Origin of the sequence: Prevotella amnii CRIS 21A-A (genome assembly GCF_000177355.1) — a bacterium.
Lineage (GTDB): Bacteria > Bacteroidota > Bacteroidia > Bacteroidales > Bacteroidaceae > Prevotella > Prevotella amnii.
Window position 1 is genome coordinate 112,401 of sequence record NZ_ADFQ01000003.1, and the last position, 18,903, is coordinate 131,303.

The following is an 18,903-nucleotide window of genomic DNA, read 5'->3' on the forward strand; positions in this document are numbered from 1 at the left end:
AAGTAAATAAAAAGAAAACAATGAATAAGACTGCAAAAAAAGTAGCATTTAGCTTTGTTTTATGTTCAGCTCTGCTATATTCGAGCTGTGCCGACTATCTAACAGAGAAAAGCTCTTCAGCTTCTACTGTAAGCAGTGAGCAACAATCAGGTATAGATATACAGACCTCACAGGCTTATATATCTGCAAGTGCCTCCTTAGAGGGTATGCCCATAACGGAAGATGCCCAAGGTGAAGGAGCTTCCCCCACTACAAGAGCCTTCCCTATGATGGGAGGAGATAAAGACGGGCATTTCTATCCACAGCTATCTGACAAAGACAATCAGATAAAGGTGCGCATCTTCTTGGTGAAATATGATTCAAATCATAGAAGTGCCCCTGGATCAGAATTCTACATGAAGACGGACAAAGACCTATGCTTGGCTACCGGCGAGATAACCTGCAACAAGGTAGCTAATGCCAGCGGCACGGGTATAACGCTAAGAACACAAAACTCTAACCTTACCAACCTTACATGGCTTAACGATAAGGTGGATATAAAAGGGGGAAAAGAGGAGTGGTTTATCTGTGGCGTTATAGGGGGTAGACAAGACGAAAGCCTTAACCCTAAAAACATAAACAAGATAATAGCAGGTAGACACTTTGATAACGAAGCTGCTAAGCAAAAGTTTATAAGGCACATAAAGAACATGTATTACTTTAGCATATTCTTTGACCCTGCTGCACCTAACTCGCAGCATAACAAATACTCTTCTGACGGCAAGCTAATGGCTGATGTGCCTTTCTCTACTGGTTGGATTAAGCTATCTAACATAACGGGTAAAAACAAAGTAGAGATACGCAATTGGCACTTTAAGCCTTTAGGCGTACTGCTAAAGTTTAAGATACGCCGCAACGAAAAGCTTGTAAAGCCAGAGGGGCACAACTATACCTTTGCCAGCTCTCAGATTTCGGGTAACGGCTTCTTCACAATGTGTCCTTTAGAAGACATTGCCGACCGCACACAGGGGGACAACACCTTTGGCTTAGACTGCCGTCTGCGCTTAAACTCAAACGGCTCTGCGCACAGCATAAGTAAGCAGTGGTACTGGAACTATGAGGAGGATCACCGCCCATGGTTTAACGACCCTAACCCTGACCATAAGAGAGGTGGCTTCTACGAATGGCACTACACCTATAACTCAAGCAAGATGCGAGACCGGAGATTTAGCAACCCTAAGTACGATGAGTTCTTTGTATGGGGAATGCCTATCAACGACCAGTATAAAGGCATTTTACGCCACCAGTCTATGATAACAGCAGAGCATGGCGGCTTTATGCTTGGCAGAAAGATGACAGTAAAAGGAAAGGTGCGTTATGCAGATGAATGGTTAGTAGACACGAGAAGTAAGAATGCAGAGACATCGGAGTGTATCACTGGAGTATCCTTAGAAAAGGGCGACGGCATAGGATATAAGACTATAGAGCTTGGTGTGGTGCGCCCTAACTTCAGAGAAGTGGAAACACAGGACGGCAAAAAGCTGCCTAAATACCCTTGGCCTAACCCTTTGGAGCGATTAGCAAGGACTAACACCATCTTATACGCTGACCAGCCAAAGTTTGATGATAGCTTCATTACAGGAAATGATCTTTGGTATGCAAAATATAAATGGGACGGATATACAGAAAAGAAAGTTAATGGGAAAACATATAATATGACATGGAAAGGTAAAGAATTTAAACAACACTTTATCCTTAACAAAGACTATGTTCCACAGGGCTTTCATGTGCCTAACACCGAAGAGTGGGGTGTTGCCTTCTATAATATATTAAAAGACATTCCTAACCGTGAAATAAACTTAAACCCATGGCTTTTTAATGGAGATAACTCTTTAAAAGATGCCCCTAACCCTTATTTTGAGATATTTTCACCCAGAAAAGATAATATGGATGAAACCATCTGTATAAAATCAAGCGTTGGTCATAAACAATCAGATTATTGGAAGGATTTGCCTATTTGGGCTTCTTACTTTATGAAAGATGATCATAAGGGCGAGATATACGCCATTAGGTTTGAGCCGCTCTTTACAGAAGACAATTATCTTAAAATAGACGAGAAAGATTGCAAAAATAGCCGAGAAATTGGGCGCCGCTACCGCTGCGTATATAGATATAGGTTTGTAGATTTAGGGAAGCAGCCTGAAAACGAATACACCCACGATGGGCAAGGGGCACGCATCATCATACAAAGCAGGTGGATAGGTAATGCCGATGTAAACATAAAAGACATTATGAGCGACGAATGGTGGGGCGACTGCTCTGATAGCAACCCTTTATATAATGTAGACTGCTACCGTGTTATAGCTATGTATGGTAACAAAGCCAATGTAGAAGGTGCTCCTACCTGCAACTATTATACAAGAGTGCAGGCTAATTATTCTTATATAAAAACGGGTTATGACCCATATGGTTCAGACATAACTTTCGCTTCACGAAAGATGTCGTATAAAGGCTTTGCTGTAGATTATAATGCTAATAATGTGTATTACTACCCTGTCCGCTTAATAGCCAGCCGCGAGACTAACGAGTTCTCTCCGCAAGCTCCAAGAAACAGAAAGGAGTTTAAGAAAGACGGTAAAGATGTAGAGTTAGACTTTATTAGGCGTCCGTACAATCCTAATCCTAAGAAGTAAGGATATAAAGAAAAGATATTTATAAACACTAAAAAAAGCGTGGGGCTATGCCAATAGGTTTGTTACTATGAGCATAGCCCCACGCTTTAATTACATATTATAAAGTGGAAATAAAAAGGAAGCTAATGCTTTCTATCTATAAAGCTTCCTATCTATCTTGCCATTAAATGTGCGATGTATCTTTGATGCCTCTTCATATAATAGCGGCACTTTATAGGCTTCGAGCCTCGACTTTAAAAACTTGATAAGCTCTTTTTGCTCATAGCCCTCACCCCGCACTATTATAAGTTTTAAGGCATTAGTGGTGAAAGCGTGCTTTACCGAGATACATACACAGTCGCTGACGCCGCCATACTGCATAGCAGTGGCTTCCACCTCTGTGGGGTCTATCTTAAAACCACCTATATTAATAACATCATCGCCCCTACCCTGCAAGCGCAACCGCCCCTTGCTGTCTATATATCCCATGTCGTTAGTAACGATAGTGTTGTCCTTTAAGATAGTTTTAGTAAGTTCAGGGTCGCCAAAATATCCCATCATGAGGGTTTTACCTTTGCAACAGACCCTACCTTCGGGGGTTATAGCAAACGAAGAGTGTTTCATTGGCACACCCAAACACCCAGCCAAGCACTCGCCCTCATTATAATCGTAAGTGGCTATTATACCTGTTTCGGTAGAAGCATAAGTGTTATAAAGCCGTGTGTGGGGTAAGATTTTGCAAAGAGCCTCCATGTCCGTTTGCGCCATTGGGGCAGCACCTGTCTCTATGAAATCTATCTTATCGGCATAAGAGGCTAACTTCTCCTTAGATAATGTTAGCAGCATACGTATGTTAGTAGGTACTAAGAATGTGGCTACCTTAGAGGGAGCATCGTCAATGGCTTCATAAAAGGCAGTGAGGTTTTTCATTCCCCCTACAAGATGTATAGTACCTCCTACAAAGATAGTGGGGTATAGCTTAGAGAGGCTACCTATATGGCTGAGAGGTCCGCTTACTATAAAGGTAACATCTCTTGTAAACTTTTGTGCTAAAACAAGGTTTTCGGCATTAGCAAAGATAGTATCATGGCTAACCATTACTGCCTTCGACTTGCCCGTAGTGCCAGTAGTATATAGCACATCGGCAACCCCCTTGGGAGCTTTCTTACCTGCAAACATAGCTGTTATTTCCTCTTTTCGCTTTTCAGGCAGCCCTGCCTCGAAAGGTACGGCAACGGCATCTATGAGATGAAGGGCAAAGTAAGTTACTACAAACTCTATCGTAGGTGTTGCCTCTATGGGTACGAGTTCGCCGGGAAAGTATGTCATGGTCTTTGCCTTGCTACACACATAGTTGTATAGCTGTGAGTAGCTAACGGTGTAACCCTCTGCCTTTAGGGCTATGCTTTCACGATGTCTCTCGGCATTGCTTCGCAGCTTATCCTCTATTTTCATTTTAGTTTTATCTTTTCTTTAACCATATTAATAAGGCTATCTATGGTTCGGAAGTTTTTGGGAGTAACATCACTGTAGTCGAACTCTACACCATACATATCTGAAAGGGTCATCAATATAGTTGTTATACCAAGCGAATCGAGTTCCTGAAAAAGGAAATCGGAATCGAAATCGACGAGCGGCAACAGCTCTTCAAGTTTTGTTCTTATAGCTTCTTTCATTTTTATATTTATTAAAAAAATATTGTTGTTTCTATTATATATTAATGTGTCTTCTCTTAGTTTGCGTGTTATATGCTACAGGCTAATGATATTAACATCGCTAAACGTAGACAGCTTTTCGCCGTCAGGGGCAAAGGCAAAGACCTTACAGCGCGTAACGTCTAAGGCTTTAAGGTAGCTGTGAGATATTATTTTCACGTTATGCGTTATGCCTTCAGCGCAATAACTTATCAGAGCAGCCCGCTCATTATCCTCTTCGAGGACATATACCTGCACATCTTTATGTACTAAAGCATATAACAGGGCAAACTCTCCGTAGCCTTTATTTACCACAACGACATCATTATGACGTGTGGGCGTGGGCGATATCCATTTATCAAAGTCGTCAAAGCGTTTAAGGCTCTTTTTCACCGACTTATATACCTCTACGCCTTTATAACGATAACGGTCGAGCAGCAAGCCATGAAAGTAACGGGCAGTCTCCCTCAAAGAGGCTATCTTAGCATACTGCTTAACATAGTATGTATGTATGGCTTTAGTCCGGCTAACATAGTCTGTGCCCCATGTGGCATCGTTTTGTGATATTCTCTTGCCTATACTTACATCTATGTGGCCTGCATATACCATAAAGCTACCTCGTGGCAGCACCTCGTTAAGCCCATGGAGCAGTACGGGTACAATGTCTAAACTTAGCTCTTGGGCTATGTAGAACGCTCCTTTATGAAAGCGTAGTATAGACGAGAGCGGGTTACGCCTGCCCTCGGGAAACATCACAAGGCTATAACCCTGCCGCACACGCTCTTTTAAAAGGGCTATGTTAGCCTGCATATCGCTACTAAGAGTAACATATCCCAGCCAGCGATATATGCGCTTTACCACCCATGAGCTGCTTGGAGCGTTATTAGATATAAGCACCAGCTTAGGGCTTAAAGCCATAAACACGGCAGCATCTAACATAGACTGATGATTGCTAATAACCATTACAGGAGCCTTAAAGCTCTCTTTAAAAGGGTTATCTACCCTATATCTTACACTCGGTATATGCGCCAAGCTATAACGGTAAAGCCTATGCACATACTGTCTAAAGCTCTGCTCCCTACCCTCTGTATGCCTTAAAAAGCAAAAAACAAAAAAGCCTCTTACATATACTGTTATTATCTCAAAGAAGAATACCACTACAGCAAGCCCCATTCTTAGCAAAGGCTTCATAGACACTGGACGCCTTCTATAACCGCCTGCGTTACTAACTAAAAACTTAAAGATGAGCGGCGGAAAGATATAAGCCATCAAGACCACAGAAAACATACCCGTTATAGTAACCTCTGCTAAAGAATGTAGAGCAGGGTGGCGAGCCACTATAAGCGTACCCATACCTATAAACATTATCAATGCCGAGATGATAATGGACTGCTTATACGAAGATAACATCTTGCGGCGGTAAGCATACTCGTATACAGCACCCTCGGTCATAAAGATGGTATAGTCGTCGCCCTGACCAAAGATAAAAGTAGCAAGGATAATATTAACAATGTTAAACTGCATTCCCATAAGCCCCATAAAGCCTAATATCCATACCCAGCTAACAGCCATTGGCACAAACGAGAGCAAAGCAAGCTCTATGCTGCCCATAGACAACCATAAAAACAAAAACACTATAAAGCCGCATGCAAAGCCTATATAATTGAAATCGTTAGAAAGGTAACTGGCTATGGCACTGTTCATACCCACTACGTCAAAGCTACTGCTACCATTCTTCTTCAGATAAGCCTCTACGGGCTTCACATTATGCTCCTTTACAGATAAAAGGCTTATAACGTTATACTGCTTCTTGGCATGGTCTATGCTGATGTTAGAAGAAAAAATCTGCTTTATAAGCTTATCAAAGTAAGCCACTTCACGCACAGGGTATTCCTTTTCTAACAAGGCATAAAAGCTATCAAAGCTGTTAGGAGCAAAGCCTTCCGAGAGGGTACTACGGTGTAAAGATGTCTTTAGAGCCGCCTTATGTCGAGAGAGAAACTCCCGCCAGAGGCTTAACCTATGAGCCTGCTCTTTCTTAGAGGGTAAGAAGCGGCTACAAGAGGAATATTCATGTATATAGCCTTTATCTTTCAAACGCCTGAGATATGGCTGCAAACGAAGGTTTTTATCTAAAGCAGCGTCTATGGTAGTATCGGTAGAGATGGCATATACCTTCTTTAGACCGCTGCCATGGGTCATCATGCGCTGAAAGTAAGCCATGTCTGCCTTTTGAGCGCTTGTCATATAGTTGATATGTGCGATGTTGGCATCAAACTTTGTCTTAAAGCTAAAATATCCAAACACCACAGTAAGTATAAGCACTACGATAATAAAGGCAGGCTTATTCTCTAAGGATATGTTGCCAAGTTTGTCTAAAAAAGTATGCTTTCTGCTTGTAGTAGCCTTTGAGATGTGCGGAAGATATATCAAGACAAAGAAGATAGTGCCTACAAGGAGCAAAGAGCTAAACAAGCCCAAGTCTCTTAAAGCTACCGACTGCAATGGTACTAACGCCAAGAAAGCTCCCACCGTGGTAACATTACCTACCAAGAGCGGCACTACTATTTCGCGCAAAGCCTTACGATGGTTAGGCGTATGTGAGAGGTGGGCTATGAAGTGTAGCGGATAGTTGACAGCAATACCTAAGATAACAGACGATATGCCTATGACGATAACAGACACCTTATCGTGTAAAAGAGCCATAAGCCCCATAGCGAAGAGCCACCCCCACGCTATGGAAAGAGCTATTAAGAAGAGGTTACGCACATTGCGAAAAGAGAAAAGCAGCAAAGCTAATATCAGTATTACAGATATTGCTACAGACAAGATACTGTCCGTCTTTATCTGCTTAGCATTAGTAACGGCTATAACAGGGCCGCCTATGATGTGTACATCGATGTTTTTGCCTGCCACCTTAGTAGCGCAAAGATTAAGCATATCTATTAGTGAGGCGTTGTTTTCGGTCTCGCTTGCGCCATACGGCGAAGAGATCATAACAAAAGCTTTCTGCATATCGGGCGAAAAGATATGACCATCGTATAGCTCATACTGTAGGTCTGCGTCAGATGGTTGCAGCCTTTTCAGTATAGGTAAGAAAAGGTTAAGAGGGTCGCGCTGTATGTTATCTGCTAATATTCCTCCTACGGGAAACATAAGCATCTGCTTATCTCGCTGCAACTCTCTCTTAGCATACCCTTGCTGTGATAGCAGGCTGTCCATTCTTATATAATCTGCCTTAGTGAGGAAATAAGGTATGTTATCGTAAACGAAAGATGTTATATCCGTCATCTTCTGCATATCTACCTGCGACATCACGTTTCTTATAACCTTAGCCGTATCGGCTTTTGCTATTTCTTTGGTAAAGGCATCTATAGTGCTTACCATAGCATCAGGGTTAGTATGAGTGGTGTCTTTATACTGGAAGACGGCAAAGATCCTGTTAGCTCCAGATATGTCCTGATATACCTTTAAGGCGTTATGGTGTGTGCTGTCTATGGGTAGGAAGTCGGCTATGTCTTCCTTATAGTTAAGACGCAGCATAGATAGCACCAATAGCAAGGTTAAGCCTAAGAAAGAGAAGAGGCACATCATGCGGTGCATCTTCATATAGGCGTATATGTTTAATATAAAGTTAGTCATAGTTCCTTTTCTTTTACCCTTTTAAAAAACCTGTTACCTCGTTATATTTTTCTTTATTAACCCGTTTAACCATGAGAGAAACTCACCTTTCCACCTTCTGCTCTCTAAAGTTCCCTTATGTTCGGCAGCTCCAAAGCCATGCCCCCCAGTATGATATTGTATGTACTTGTGAGGTATGTTATTAACGCTTAGGGCAGAATCGAGCAGCACAGCGTTACGAAAGTCCACTATAGGGTCGTCTTTACAATTAACTAAAAACACAGGCGGGCAATCTTTTGGTACATGATTTTCTGTTGACAGAGAGTGTCTTAAAGAAATATTATTCTTCATATCATCGCCTAACAACGCCCTGCGTGAACGTTTATGCACACACATTTTCTCCATAGTAACCACTGGGTATATAGAGGCTATAAAGGTTGGGCGTTCTTTAGGTGAAAGGAGTTCGCCTGCTAACATCACCAGATGTCCACCAGCTGAAAAGCCCATAACACCTATACGGTGTGGATTAATATTATATGCGTTAGACTTTTTGCGTATATAGGTAAGAGCTTGGTGTAGATCGTTGAAAGAATCAGGGTACCTATAGCCACGAAAAAGATAACGAAAACGGGTAAGATATGCCCAAAAGCCTGCTGTACGATACCTTAGGACAAAGGCTGAAATGCCGTTTCGCTGTAACCACTTACCCACTGCTTCACCCTCTGCCTTGAGATCGTGCCAGAAGTAGCTACCCCCCGGACACACCACAACAGATATGTTATCATGCCCAGCAGCAAGATAAGGCGTCATCTCTACTGCTTTTCTTACATTGGTGCCTTGCCATACGTTTACCCTTAGCTCCTCTTTTTTAGCTTTTGTAAAGGGCAATAAGACCAACAATATTATGCTTAGCACATATAATCGCCTATTCATTAGCCTCTTCATTATTAATCTTATTTAATATATAGTCTTTTCCCAAGATAGCTTCTGCGGTATTAATAGCCGTTAGAGAGACACCACAAAAGCCATGAAGATTATTATTTTGCCCTGTAAGCAAAAGGTTGTCCACCTTAGTAAACACTGGCACTTGTGAGAGAGTTATATTTTTATAGTCCTTACTATAACCGCTCAAAGCCCCATCTTTAACACCATAAAAGTCGCGAATGGTAAGAGGCGAAGAGGCGTTTACCTTTTCTATGCAAGACATAAAGCCAGGGTGCAACTCTTCTACCTTTCTTAATATCTGCTGTGTCTTTTGCTCCTTCCACTGCTCATAGTCTTTACCACGATGACCCACAACAGTGTTTTCCCACTTAGCTACCTCCTGAAAAAGCATAGGTGCCGTAACTAATGCCTTATTAGCATACTTAGACTGCTGTTCTTCGGGTGGAGTCATAAACAAAAACCCTAATGGCCAAAAGCTATGAGGCTCACCAAAATGCCACACGTCAGCGTATTGCGTCATATAATATTCCGAATGGTTAATATAAGGAAAGGTATTAGGCTTAAACTTAATATATACCGAAAAAGCAGAATAAGAGTTTGGTATAGACCTAAGCCTGTCTCTGTAAGCCTTAGGGAATGCTTTCTGGGGCATAAGCTCAAGAAGAGTGCATGGGTGAACATCTGATATATAATACTGCCCATGATACTCTCTACCCTTAGAGGTTTTTACAAAATCTATATGATGATCGTTTACCTCTATCCATTCCACTTTATCGCCTACTATCACCTCTCCGCCAGAGCTTTCTATAATGGAAACTAACAAATCGGCAAACTTACTGCTTCCTCCCACAAACCTGCTTGCACCGTTTATATATAGCGTACTGATAATAGCATGTATAAACGAAGGAGTTTCATCGCCCCTACCACCATAAAGCGGATTCATATAAGCTACTATGCTACGCAGCTTAGGATTATTAATATACTTTGCCACAAAGGCATCTGCCGAAAGGAGAAAGTCGTCGGGATATCTTTTAAACAGGCTGTCTTTAGAAGGGCGAAGATGAAACAAGTCTACATTATCACTAATATCATATATCGCTTTAACGTATGCTGCTATATTTTCCCTTTCTTTAGGAAAATAATATGCTAAAGAGCTTATAAAGCCCTCTTTACCCTCTTTGATATTATAACGCTTTTTGTCTTCTGCAAAATAAAGACTATCCGCACATTCGGCATCAACACGCCTTAAAAGCACCTTGTCTATAATACCTAAATACTTACAAAGACGGTAAATATTACCTCCTTCCTGCATACCTCCTATAACGTGCATACCTGTGTCGAACCTTTCGCCAAACCTACTGAAAGTTTGTAACCCACCACCTATAGTAGAATTTTTCTCAAGCACTACTACCTTAAAGCCTTCCTTTGCAAGTATAGCACCAGAAACAAGTCCGCCTAATCCTCCACCTATAATAACTACTGTTTTCATTTGTTAGCCTCCTGTATCTGTTTATATATTGTTTTTGCTGTAAGAAGCTCGCTGCACGTTACTATAGCTCCTACCAAAACCCCTAACATACCATGAGAGTTAATGTTCTGCCCTGTAAGAAAAACATTCGGTATCCTTGTTCTTTGTGGCACCCTGCAAGCTGCTGCCATATTAATATCCTTAGCGTTGCCATACATAGATCCTCCCTCTGTGCCTGTATAATAACGATAGGTAAGAGGAGTGGACGTATAATATCTGCTGATATTATCACTTATATTAGGGAAATGCTGTTCTAAAACAGATATAAGTTTTTCGGCTTTTTCCTTCTTAAACTCCTCATAGTCTTTCCCCCTATGCCCTACTGAAGTGTCTGCCCACTGCTCTACATCTTTCATCTGCATATACGACAAGATTACCCCCGTAGAGGCAAAGCCTGTTAGGTTGTTTGGACAAAAGTGCATATAAAGAAAGCCTTTAGGCCACGTTTCAGAGGTATATTTCTCACAATCCCAAGGAGTATCTGTCTGATAACCATAATAATTATAATTAATATAAGGCACAGTGTTTTTCTTAAAACTCAAGTAAACAGAAAAGCCCCCAACCGTTTGTGGTATCTCGTTAATGCGCTTACGAAAGGCAGGACGTATGAGCTTGGTGTTAAGTAGCTCTAAAGTGCGCATGGGGTGAGCGTCAGAGATAACATAATCGCAAGGCAAAAGGTCTTTACCATTCACCTCAACGAAGGTGGCGTGTGTGTCGTCGCATATAATCTTAGTGGCTTTCTTACGGGTTATAACCTTACCGGCATAGCTCTCTATTACTCTTACTAACGCTGCTGCAATGGTATCGCTCCCTCCTTTCACTCTGTAAGCACTCTGATTATAAAAGTCCATAATAAAAGCATGAGTAGAAAAGGGCGTTTTATCTTTTTCAGCAGCATAAAGCGGCAAGTTGCCTACAAGAACTTTAGATAGTAAAGGGTCTGTGATAATATTGTCGATAACCTCATTTACAGAGCGTAGCTGATACTCCGTATTAACAGAAGCGTCCGTTTCGGCATATTTCAAAGAGTGTAAAGACGATGCAGAGGCTATCTTTTCTACCAGATCATAATATCTCACTAAGTTGTCGTGCTGATGTGGAAAATATTTAGTCATTTGCTTAATAAAAGCCTCCTTACCATTTGCAAACCTATACCGCTTACCCCCTAAAGACACCACATCATAACCTTTAGTATCTAATGGTGAAAGGGTAATATCCTTATCTATCTCCAGAAAAGTAAGCAGCTTTCTTAATGTTTGCCCTTCAGAGGCACTACCTATAAAGTGCATACCTGTTTCAAACTTATCACCACCACGATAAAAGCATTGCAAACACCCTCCTACCTGCGTGCCTTGTTCTAACACAGTAACATCATAACCGTTTTTAGCTAAGATAACTCCTGTGGACAACCCTCCTAATCCACTTCCTATAATAACGACCTTCTTCTTATCTGCCCTTAACATAATTATTTATATCATTTGCTCACACCTGTTAGATATCTCCTCATACCTTTCCTTATAATGCTTACGCATGGCAGAGGCTTGCTGCTGACAATTGCCCATCTGCTGCAATTCTGCCTGCGAGAAAGGCTTATCTACCTCTATATATAACAAGCCCTTGCGTAAGTGATAAGTCTTTTTAGGAAGCACCTTACCTGTACCATAAAGATACATAGGTAAAATATCTAATCCTAACTCTTGCGCTATGTAAAAAGCTCCTTGGTGAAACCTGCCTATCTTACAATCCATAGAACGAGTGCCTTCCGGATATATTGCTATGCTATACCCCCTTGCTACAAGCGGCTTGAGCTTACATACTAAAGAGTCAATACCCTCCTTAACGGGTAAATATTCTGCCTTACGTATCATAAAGCCATAGAAAGGATTGTTCCATACCCACTCATTGGTGAGAAAGATTATCTTTGGTGTAAATATAAGCTGACACATTAAGTCGAGATGCGACTGATGATTACATATTATGATACGTGGCTTATCGAAACTTACATTTGCTAAAAACTTACTATAAAACTTTGCTCCGGGAACACCATGACGCATAATAACAAAGCGTGAAGCATAATAGATAAGCTGATGTAAACGAAAACTCTTCTTTTCGGTCATCTTACCTAACTTAATATATAACCATGTGAACGGAGTAAAGATAATAAGAGAGAAAAAAACAAAAAACAACAAGGAGTATGCTGTTCTTATAAAAACCATTAAAAGACGCCATAAACGTAAAGGCAAACCATACACTACGGCTAAAAAACAAAGTATAGTGTTTAAAACTGAAATCCTCGCAAAGTCAGTCCCAGCTCTAAAATGGCTAACACGCTCTTGACGAGGAGGATAATATACATTAACAGGTATTGACACCAGCTCTACGCCATGCCATGCTGCAAAAACCAAAAGCTCTAACTCTGCTTCATAACGAGAGGTGAGCAATGATAGCCCATATAGCTTGCGTAATGGATACAAGCGATAACCCGTCTGCGTATCACTTAAAAACTTACCTGTCTGAACACAAAACCAAAAATTAGAAAACTTATTAGCAAAGCTGCTACCCTTAGAGCGATCTACCCCCTCTAAATTGCGATTTCCTATTATCAAAGCACCGGGACTCCTCTTGTTAGCCTCTAAGAAAAGCTCTATATCTTTAGGATAATGTTGCCCATCAGCATCAAGAGTGATAGCATAGGCAAAGCCCATTTCTAAAGCCTTCATAAACCCTACCTTTAGAGCATAGCCCTTACCCCTGTTTTTAGAATATGATAACAACGTGATATTATCTATCTCCTTCAAAAGAGACGTTGTGCTATCTGTGCTTCCATCATTAACAACAATAACATTATCACAATAAGACAATGTTTCCAACACCACCTTTAGAACACTTCTTTCATTATTATAAGTAGGTATAACAACACAAATGCCTCTTAGGGTAAGCTGCCTTTTTACTTCTTCTTTCAACATTGCTTTCTTAACTCTAAAGACATCTTACACTTTAACTCACCCGAAGCACTTACCTCTATTTGTGCCTTAACCCTAAGAAAGTCTTCTAAGACATCTAACTTCTTTATTTTATATTCCACCCTTGACGCATCTATAGGCGAAATAATAGAAATAAACTTTACGTTCTTTACCTTTACTATCTCTAATGCTAACTTTATAGAGAAATAATCCTCTAAGTATTCTTCTAAAAGCTCCTTACCTATCTGTACAATACATACACCGGGAGTAATAGGTTCGCCCGGGAAATGAGCCTGATAGATGATGTGAGCCTTGTTTAAAGCTATTGTAAAGCTGCATGGAGGCTCGGTTATAGACTTATCTACTATAGTATATAGATTATTCTTCAGCTGCATCTTTTAATAATGAAAATTTATAATCTATCTTATATTTCTCATTACGATAACAAGAAACACCCTGCTGCAAATTCTTCATCAGGCAAAGCAAATCGGTACGCAATACTCTCTTTATATACCACTTATCAAACATCTTAATAACACTATCTATCTTTACTTTATCAAGGTCGGGGAAATAAGTGAAGCTAATAACAGAGATGCCAAACTCATTAAACAAGCAACCCTTAACACCACTTACATCATGCATCAAGACACAGATGCCACTTGCATAGCCTTTCTGCATTTCTATAGTAGCATCATACCTTACCCTTGAGCCTATACTGTCAGGAAATAACGACTGACCATGCAAAGGTAATACCAGAAAACTTAGTATGCAAATACTAATTGATACTAAAAACCTTTGCATATATAGGAACATTAGTCTTGACATTCTTTAGCACTATAACAGTCTTATCGCCTTTCTTTTCTACAAGCTCCACTGTAGAAACCATAGAACTATGCTTGTTAAAGCGTAAAACTATCTTTTGAAACATTTGCCTCATCTGCTTTTGCTGTGGATAAAGGGTAGCTATATATTCTGTAGAAGCATCGGTTATGCTCGACTTAAAGTCCTTTGTGTCCGTCAAACATTTACCTACCACACTATTCATCATAACACGAGCTATCTCCTTAAACATCTTGCTCTGATTAATATTAATAACATCACTGCGCTTACCCCTGCTTATAAGCACCTTTTGCCCATTAAGAACAAAAGCATAAGTATAAGGAGATGTATATTCCCAACGAAGCTTATTACCCTGTTGATAAAACATCTTACCTCGTGATACCATATTATAATTGAGCATCTTGATATACTTTGTCTGCACAAAATCACATTGCATCGACTTCATTTTCAAAGCCAATGCATTTATTTGACGCTTTAGCTGTGCCTCATTAAGCTGTGCAGAAGCTATAGAGAAAAACATACCTAAAACAATAAAAAGAACAAAAAACCTTTTCATAATTATTTTGCTATTAAAAAACATCCTATTATTATAAAGCCCACTCCTAACCATTTTACCATAGAAACGGACTCATTAAAAAACAACATTGCCGCGAGAAGACCAAAAACATAGCTCAAACTTATCATAGGATAAGCAACACTTAGCGGATAACGCTTAACAATATACATCCAAAGAATGGAACTAATGCCAAAGAACACACCACAGCAGGCAAACTGCCAGTTAAGCAACAAGCTAACCCAAAAGCTACGCCTCCAGCCAAAAGGCTGCATCTTACCTAAGCCAAACTTTAAGAACACTTGCCCACCTGATAGCAGAACACTTTGCAAAACAGATAACACTATTACTCTCCACATGACAACACCATAACTACAGAATGTACCCCGGGCAAATCCTTTTGATGAACATCATCTGATAAAGTATCAAAAAGCAACGTACTCTCATCATGACAGCCCACTAACACGTTCTTAACCTTACCGCTACGCAGCAACATTTCAGCATCACGAATAGCCCAATCTAAAGAATGAGACTCCTGAGTATAAGTAACATTATAACCATTGCAATGGGTCTTTATAGCTATATTACTACCAATAGTATTATGTGTGCTCTGCATAAAATAAGTGGGCTTTAACATTACCTCACCCTCTGACCTTATCTGATATAACAAACGCTCACTGTTTTCCAAACAGCCATAAGCAGTAGCTGTAATGATAGCTTCTGGCGTCTTTATACCTGCTTGCTCCAAAGCCTCGAGCGATGAAAGAAGAGAGCTCTTCATTATCTTACCCATACGACGAGATTCCAAAGGCTTAACATACTTACTAATACCAGACAACTGCTCTATACTTGTTATCTCTACCTTAGAAAGAACCTTTATTTTATCTTTAGAAAAAACAGTTTCTTCTTTCAACGTAGGACAAGAAGATATTACTAAAGATGTATCATTACCTCCAAAACCAAACGAATTACAAAGTACATGACGCAACTCAATATCTCTTACTCCCAAAGTAGGGGTTATACCGTCTTTCATCTGATTACTCCAACCCAAATTAGCTGGAACAAAATGGTTTTCTATAGCAAGCAAACATATAACAGCTTCTATACCTCCCGAGGCACTTGTAGTATGCCCCGTAAAAGATTTTGTACTCGATACCAAAGGAAGATTATCTCCAAAGACACGTCTTAAAGACACACTTTCGCTCTGATCATTATTAGGAGTACCCGTCCCATGAGCATTTATATACTGTATATCATTAGCCGAAAGATGTGCGCTATGCAAAGCCTCCTTCATAGCAAGATAAGCTCCCTGACCATTTTCTGAAGACGCCGTTTGATGGAAAGCATCACAAGCATTACCATAACCCGTCAAGTAAGCATGTGGGCTAACACCCCTTTGCGTAGCTATCTGCTCCGATTCTAACACTAAAAAGGCTGCACCCTCGCCAAGATTTATTCCAGCTCTTGTTTCATCAAAAGGACGACACTGCTCATCATCGAGTATCATCAACGAATTAAAACCATTAAGATGAAAACGAGTCAAAGCCTCTGTACCACCTGCTACCACCATATCTGCCTGCCCTGCTTCTATAAGCCTTGCACCAAACATAATAGCATTAGCTGCCGAAGAGCAAGCGGTAGACAAAGTAGTTACATCGCTAAAGATACCAAAATAGTTAGACATAGACAACGTATTATGACCACAATCGTGATGACGTATAAGCGACGCTCTATCCTCTTGCTCTATATGGTCAAAGCAAAGCTCGGTAATATCCATACCACCTACCGTTGTTCCCGACACAAGAACTATACGCAAAGGCTTATCCCTATACTTTGATACATCTATGTGAGCATCTTTCAAAGCCTCATCTATAGCTAACATACCCAACAAAGCAGTACGGCTCATCATCTTATCGGAAGGTATGCCAAGAATAGATTTCATCTCTTCATTAGATAAATCGACCTCTGCTACAGGCAATTCGTGATGAACAGATTGTAAATGTTTCATCTTACCTATACCCGTTCTGCCATCAAGCAAAGATGACAATACCTCCTGCTTGTTTTTACCAATAGCAGAGACTATTCCCTCTCCTGTAATTGCGATATTCATCTTTATATGATTTTTAGAGAATACCTATATCTATTTTTTTCTATTCTTATCTACATAATCAGCTATTGTTGACACACTCTTAAAGATCTCTTTACCCTTTGCAGGATCAGAAAGCTTTATTCCGTATTTTTTCTCCAATAACACTATAAGTTCCAATGCATCAATAGAGTCTAACCCTAAGCCATCACCAAAGAGAGCATCATTCTCATCAATATCATCAGGGGTCATCTCCTCAAGATTTAATGCTTCTATAATTTCCTGCTTCAATTCTTTTATCAATTCTTCCATTGTTGTTTTTATTTTTTTTTATTTATTTCTTATTTCTATAAGCTCAAGATCCACTTCAAAATGGGTATCGTCCTCATAATCTATCCAGCCTGTTAACACACTCTTTATATGCTTATCCTGCGCCAAAGTATCTAACACCTCATACATCTGCTCCTCGCTCTTTTGAGGCAAGATATAAAAGGAAGTTTCACCATGATAATGATTTCTAATAGCAATTTCTCCTGTTACTATATTAGGTAATGTGTAAACAAACACCAAAGGACTGGGATAATAGTTCTCTTTACTTTGTATTGATTCTAAATATTTCCTATCCGAGGAAATAGAAGAAGAACGATTAAAAAGTACTACAGCCCTATCATCACAGTCCTTAAACCTTTCTTTCCCTTCAGCCTGCAACAACAATTCAGATGCAACAAAACCTAAACGGCACAGACCGTCCATCTTATAATACCTAATATAGCTGCCTATTTTTTGCTTATAAATAGCAGTAAGTAGACTCGCATCACCATTACCATTATCTACTACAACAGCTTTACCATCAACAAAAGCACCCTGAGCAGACAAACTTACTTTATGACGCTTTATAAAACTTACCTCCTGCATATACTCTAAACAGCTCGTAACAGGCTCTTTCTTTTCTACTAAGACTGTGGCATTACAGCCACCAAAGCCTGAAAGCATCTTTACAAAAGCCTTCTTGCTCGTAACGCTATTAGCCTTAACTACATTCACTCTACCTGAAACACCAAGCTCCTCATAACCATACGTACCTATTATGTTATTATCATCTACCGACTGCATACATAAAATAGTTTCTAACACTCCTGCAGCTCCTAAGGTATGACCAAAATATCCTTTCAATGCGTTTATAGGAACTTCTGACAAGTTAGCTCTTTGAATAGCTAACGACTCCATCTGATCATTAAACAACGTTGCTGTCCCATGAGCATTTATAAAGGCTAAGTTAGCTTTATCTACATCATATAACGTTTCTCTTAAAGCCTTATACAAGCCTTCAGCTGTCTTTGAAGGAGCACTAATGTGATAGGCATCATTCCTTACAAAGCCTTTACTTATAGTCCAAACCTTATTAGATGAAAGATGTTGAGGTAGAACCCTTGAAAGAACCAACGTTGCAGCAGCTTCGCCAAGGTTAAGCCCAGACCTGTCCATGTCAAAAGGTTTACAAGGCTTTAAGGATAAGGCCTTCAACGATTGGAATCCGGAGATAATAAAGCCTTTAGGCGTATCACAACCACATACCACTGCATAGTCGTACCTGCCTTGATCTAACAAGCGAGAAGCTAATATCAAAGCCGATAAGCCTGACACACAAGCATTACAAACCACAAAGGGCTTCATTCCAAAAGTTAGCGCAACGTCTTTAGCAACCTCGCTCAAATACCATTTATCATCATCTTCTACACCTAAGCTCTCAATATCTCCTTTGGTAGAACTTAATATAAATGCCACTTTCTGCTTTTCTATATCTACATTGAGCTTGCTAATGGCTTTCTTTACTGAGCGAAAAACTATCTTTTTAAAATCTGCAAAAAGAAAAGATCCTGTAAAAGATTCAGCAATATCATGATAACCTTTAGCATAAGTGCGAATACCAGACTTACCTGATTTCACTGCTAAATAGTTTTCTTCAGATGTTTCTCCTAAAGCAGATATGATATTATCTGATAATATATAAGCCATAAT

General features: G+C 40.1%; 15 protein-coding genes. 1 reads left to right on the forward strand and 14 read right to left on the reverse strand.

The genetic code is table 11. The annotated features are described in order from the left end of the window. Nucleotides 1–20 precede the first annotated feature (20 nt). Nucleotides 21–2,672, forward strand: coding sequence for a hypothetical protein (locus HMPREF9018_RS00505; RefSeq protein WP_008446507.1), 2,652 nt, complete (start codon nt 21–23; stop codon nt 2,670–2,672). Between the two features lie 132 nt (nt 2,673–2,804). Here HMPREF9018_RS00505 and HMPREF9018_RS00510 read toward each other — a convergent pair whose 3' ends face one another. The 14 genes from HMPREF9018_RS00510 to HMPREF9018_RS00575 all read right to left on the reverse strand — a co-directional run bounded on the left by HMPREF9018_RS00510 (nt 2,805) and on the right by HMPREF9018_RS00575 (nt 18,900). Further along, a complete protein-coding gene (locus HMPREF9018_RS00510) occupies nt 2,805–4,106 on the reverse strand; it encodes a class I adenylate-forming enzyme family protein (protein ID WP_008446672.1) in 1,302 nt (433 codons plus the stop codon). Then, on the reverse strand, nt 4,103–4,327 hold the full coding sequence (locus tag HMPREF9018_RS00515) for a phosphopantetheine-binding protein (protein ID WP_008446483.1): 225 nt from the start codon (nt 4,325–4,327) through the stop codon (nt 4,103–4,105). Before HMPREF9018_RS00515 ends, HMPREF9018_RS00510 begins: the two co-directional genes overlap by 4 nt. A 75-nt stretch (nt 4,328–4,402) precedes the next feature. Continuing rightward, nucleotides 4,403–7,987 (reverse strand): 1-acyl-sn-glycerol-3-phosphate acyltransferase, encoded by a 3,585-nt coding sequence (locus tag HMPREF9018_RS00520; protein ID WP_008446620.1) that lies wholly within the window; start codon nt 7,985–7,987, stop codon nt 4,403–4,405. A 33-nt stretch (nt 7,988–8,020) separates the two neighbouring features. Further along, nucleotides 8,021–8,899, reverse strand: coding sequence for an alpha/beta hydrolase (locus tag HMPREF9018_RS00525; protein ID WP_008446426.1), 879 nt, complete (start codon nt 8,897–8,899; stop codon nt 8,021–8,023). Further along, nucleotides 8,892–10,400 carry a phytoene desaturase family protein gene (locus HMPREF9018_RS00530; protein WP_008446557.1) on the reverse strand — a complete coding sequence of 503 codons (1,509 nt, stop codon included), beginning with the start codon at nt 10,398–10,400 and terminating at the stop codon, nt 8,892–8,894. Before HMPREF9018_RS00530 ends, HMPREF9018_RS00525 begins: the two co-directional genes overlap by 8 nt. After that, nucleotides 10,397–11,905 carry a phytoene desaturase family protein gene (locus tag HMPREF9018_RS00535; protein ID WP_008446497.1) on the reverse strand — a complete coding sequence of 503 codons (1,509 nt, stop codon included), beginning with the start codon at nt 11,903–11,905 and terminating at the stop codon, nt 10,397–10,399. Before HMPREF9018_RS00535 ends, HMPREF9018_RS00530 begins: the two co-directional genes overlap by 4 nt. 6 nt (nt 11,906–11,911) lie before the next feature. Beyond that, the gene (locus tag HMPREF9018_RS00540; RefSeq protein ID WP_008446686.1) at nt 11,912–13,408 is read right to left on the reverse strand and encodes a glycosyltransferase; all 1,497 of its coding nucleotides are present in this window, start codon (nt 13,406–13,408) and stop codon (nt 11,912–11,914) included. After that, on the reverse strand, nt 13,402–13,800 hold the full coding sequence (locus HMPREF9018_RS00545; RefSeq protein WP_008446555.1) for an ApeI family dehydratase: 399 nt from the start codon (nt 13,798–13,800) through the stop codon (nt 13,402–13,404). The genes HMPREF9018_RS00540 and HMPREF9018_RS00545 overlap by 7 nt, the downstream gene beginning before the upstream one ends. Continuing rightward, nucleotides 13,784–14,206 carry a hypothetical protein gene (locus tag HMPREF9018_RS00550; RefSeq protein ID WP_039863833.1) on the reverse strand — a complete coding sequence of 141 codons (423 nt, stop codon included), beginning with the start codon at nt 14,204–14,206 and terminating at the stop codon, nt 13,784–13,786. The genes HMPREF9018_RS00545 and HMPREF9018_RS00550 overlap by 17 nt, the downstream gene beginning before the upstream one ends. Continuing rightward, nucleotides 14,181–14,801 (reverse strand): flexirubin biosynthesis/transport protein LolA2, encoded by a 621-nt coding sequence (locus HMPREF9018_RS00555; protein WP_008446664.1) that lies wholly within the window; start codon nt 14,799–14,801, stop codon nt 14,181–14,183. Before HMPREF9018_RS00555 ends, HMPREF9018_RS00550 begins: the two co-directional genes overlap by 26 nt. Nucleotides 14,802–14,803: 2 nt before the next feature. Next, nucleotides 14,804–15,157: an EamA family transporter gene (locus tag HMPREF9018_RS00560; protein WP_008446559.1), complete on the reverse strand. Its 354-nt coding sequence runs from the start codon at nt 15,155–15,157 to the stop codon at nt 14,804–14,806. Further along, a complete protein-coding gene (locus HMPREF9018_RS00565) occupies nt 15,145–16,908 on the reverse strand; it encodes a beta-ketoacyl-[acyl-carrier-protein] synthase family protein (protein ID WP_008446603.1) in 1,764 nt (587 codons plus the stop codon). The genes HMPREF9018_RS00560 and HMPREF9018_RS00565 overlap by 13 nt, the downstream gene beginning before the upstream one ends. A gap of 30 nt (nt 16,909–16,938) precedes the next feature. After that, on the reverse strand, nt 16,939–17,196 hold the full coding sequence (locus HMPREF9018_RS00570) for a phosphopantetheine-binding protein (RefSeq protein WP_008446553.1): 258 nt from the start codon (nt 17,194–17,196) through the stop codon (nt 16,939–16,941). An 18-nt stretch (nt 17,197–17,214) separates the two neighbouring features. Then, nucleotides 17,215–18,900 carry a beta-ketoacyl synthase N-terminal-like domain-containing protein gene (locus HMPREF9018_RS00575; protein WP_008446453.1) on the reverse strand — a complete coding sequence of 562 codons (1,686 nt, stop codon included), beginning with the start codon at nt 18,898–18,900 and terminating at the stop codon, nt 17,215–17,217. Nucleotides 18,901–18,903 lie beyond the last annotated feature (3 nt).

Bases quoted from the DNA above. Each gene is read 5' to 3' on its own strand.
- HMPREF9018_RS00525 (WP_008446426.1), bottom strand. From the start codon at position 8,899: ATGAATAGGCGATTATATGTGCTAAGCATAATATTGTTGGTCTTATTG.
- HMPREF9018_RS00560 (WP_008446559.1), bottom strand. From the start codon at position 15,157: ATGTGGAGAGTAATAGTGTTATCTGTTTTGCAAAGTGTTCTGCTATCA.
- HMPREF9018_RS00520 (WP_008446620.1), bottom strand. From the start codon at position 7,987: ATGACTAACTTTATATTAAACATATACGCCTATATGAAGATGCACCGC.
- HMPREF9018_RS00530 (WP_008446557.1), bottom strand. From the start codon at position 10,400: ATGAAAACAGTAGTTATTATAGGTGGAGGATTAGGCGGACTTGTTTCT.
- HMPREF9018_RS00540 (WP_008446686.1), bottom strand. From the start codon at position 13,408: ATGTTGAAAGAAGAAGTAAAAAGGCAGCTTACCCTAAGAGGCATTTGT.
- HMPREF9018_RS00510 (WP_008446672.1), bottom strand. From the start codon at position 4,106: ATGAAAATAGAGGATAAGCTGCGAAGCAATGCCGAGAGACATCGTGAA.
- HMPREF9018_RS00535 (WP_008446497.1), bottom strand. From the start codon at position 11,905: ATGTTAAGGGCAGATAAGAAGAAGGTCGTTATTATAGGAAGTGGATTA.
- HMPREF9018_RS00515 (WP_008446483.1), bottom strand. From the start codon at position 4,327: ATGAAAGAAGCTATAAGAACAAAACTTGAAGAGCTGTTGCCGCTCGTC.
- HMPREF9018_RS00565 (WP_008446603.1), bottom strand. From the start codon at position 16,908: ATGAATATCGCAATTACAGGAGAGGGAATAGTCTCTGCTATTGGTAAA.
- HMPREF9018_RS00550 (WP_039863833.1), bottom strand. From the start codon at position 14,206: ATGCAAAGGTTTTTAGTATCAATTAGTATTTGCATACTAAGTTTTCTG.
- HMPREF9018_RS00555 (WP_008446664.1), bottom strand. From the start codon at position 14,801: ATGAAAAGGTTTTTTGTTCTTTTTATTGTTTTAGGTATGTTTTTCTCT.
- HMPREF9018_RS00505 (WP_008446507.1), top strand. From the start codon at position 21: ATGAATAAGACTGCAAAAAAAGTAGCATTTAGCTTTGTTTTATGTTCA.
- HMPREF9018_RS00545 (WP_008446555.1), bottom strand. From the start codon at position 13,800: ATGCAGCTGAAGAATAATCTATATACTATAGTAGATAAGTCTATAACC.
- HMPREF9018_RS00570 (WP_008446553.1), bottom strand. From the start codon at position 17,196: ATGGAAGAATTGATAAAAGAATTGAAGCAGGAAATTATAGAAGCATTA.
- HMPREF9018_RS00575 (WP_008446453.1), bottom strand. From the start codon at position 18,900: ATGGCTTATATATTATCAGATAATATCATATCTGCTTTAGGAGAAACA.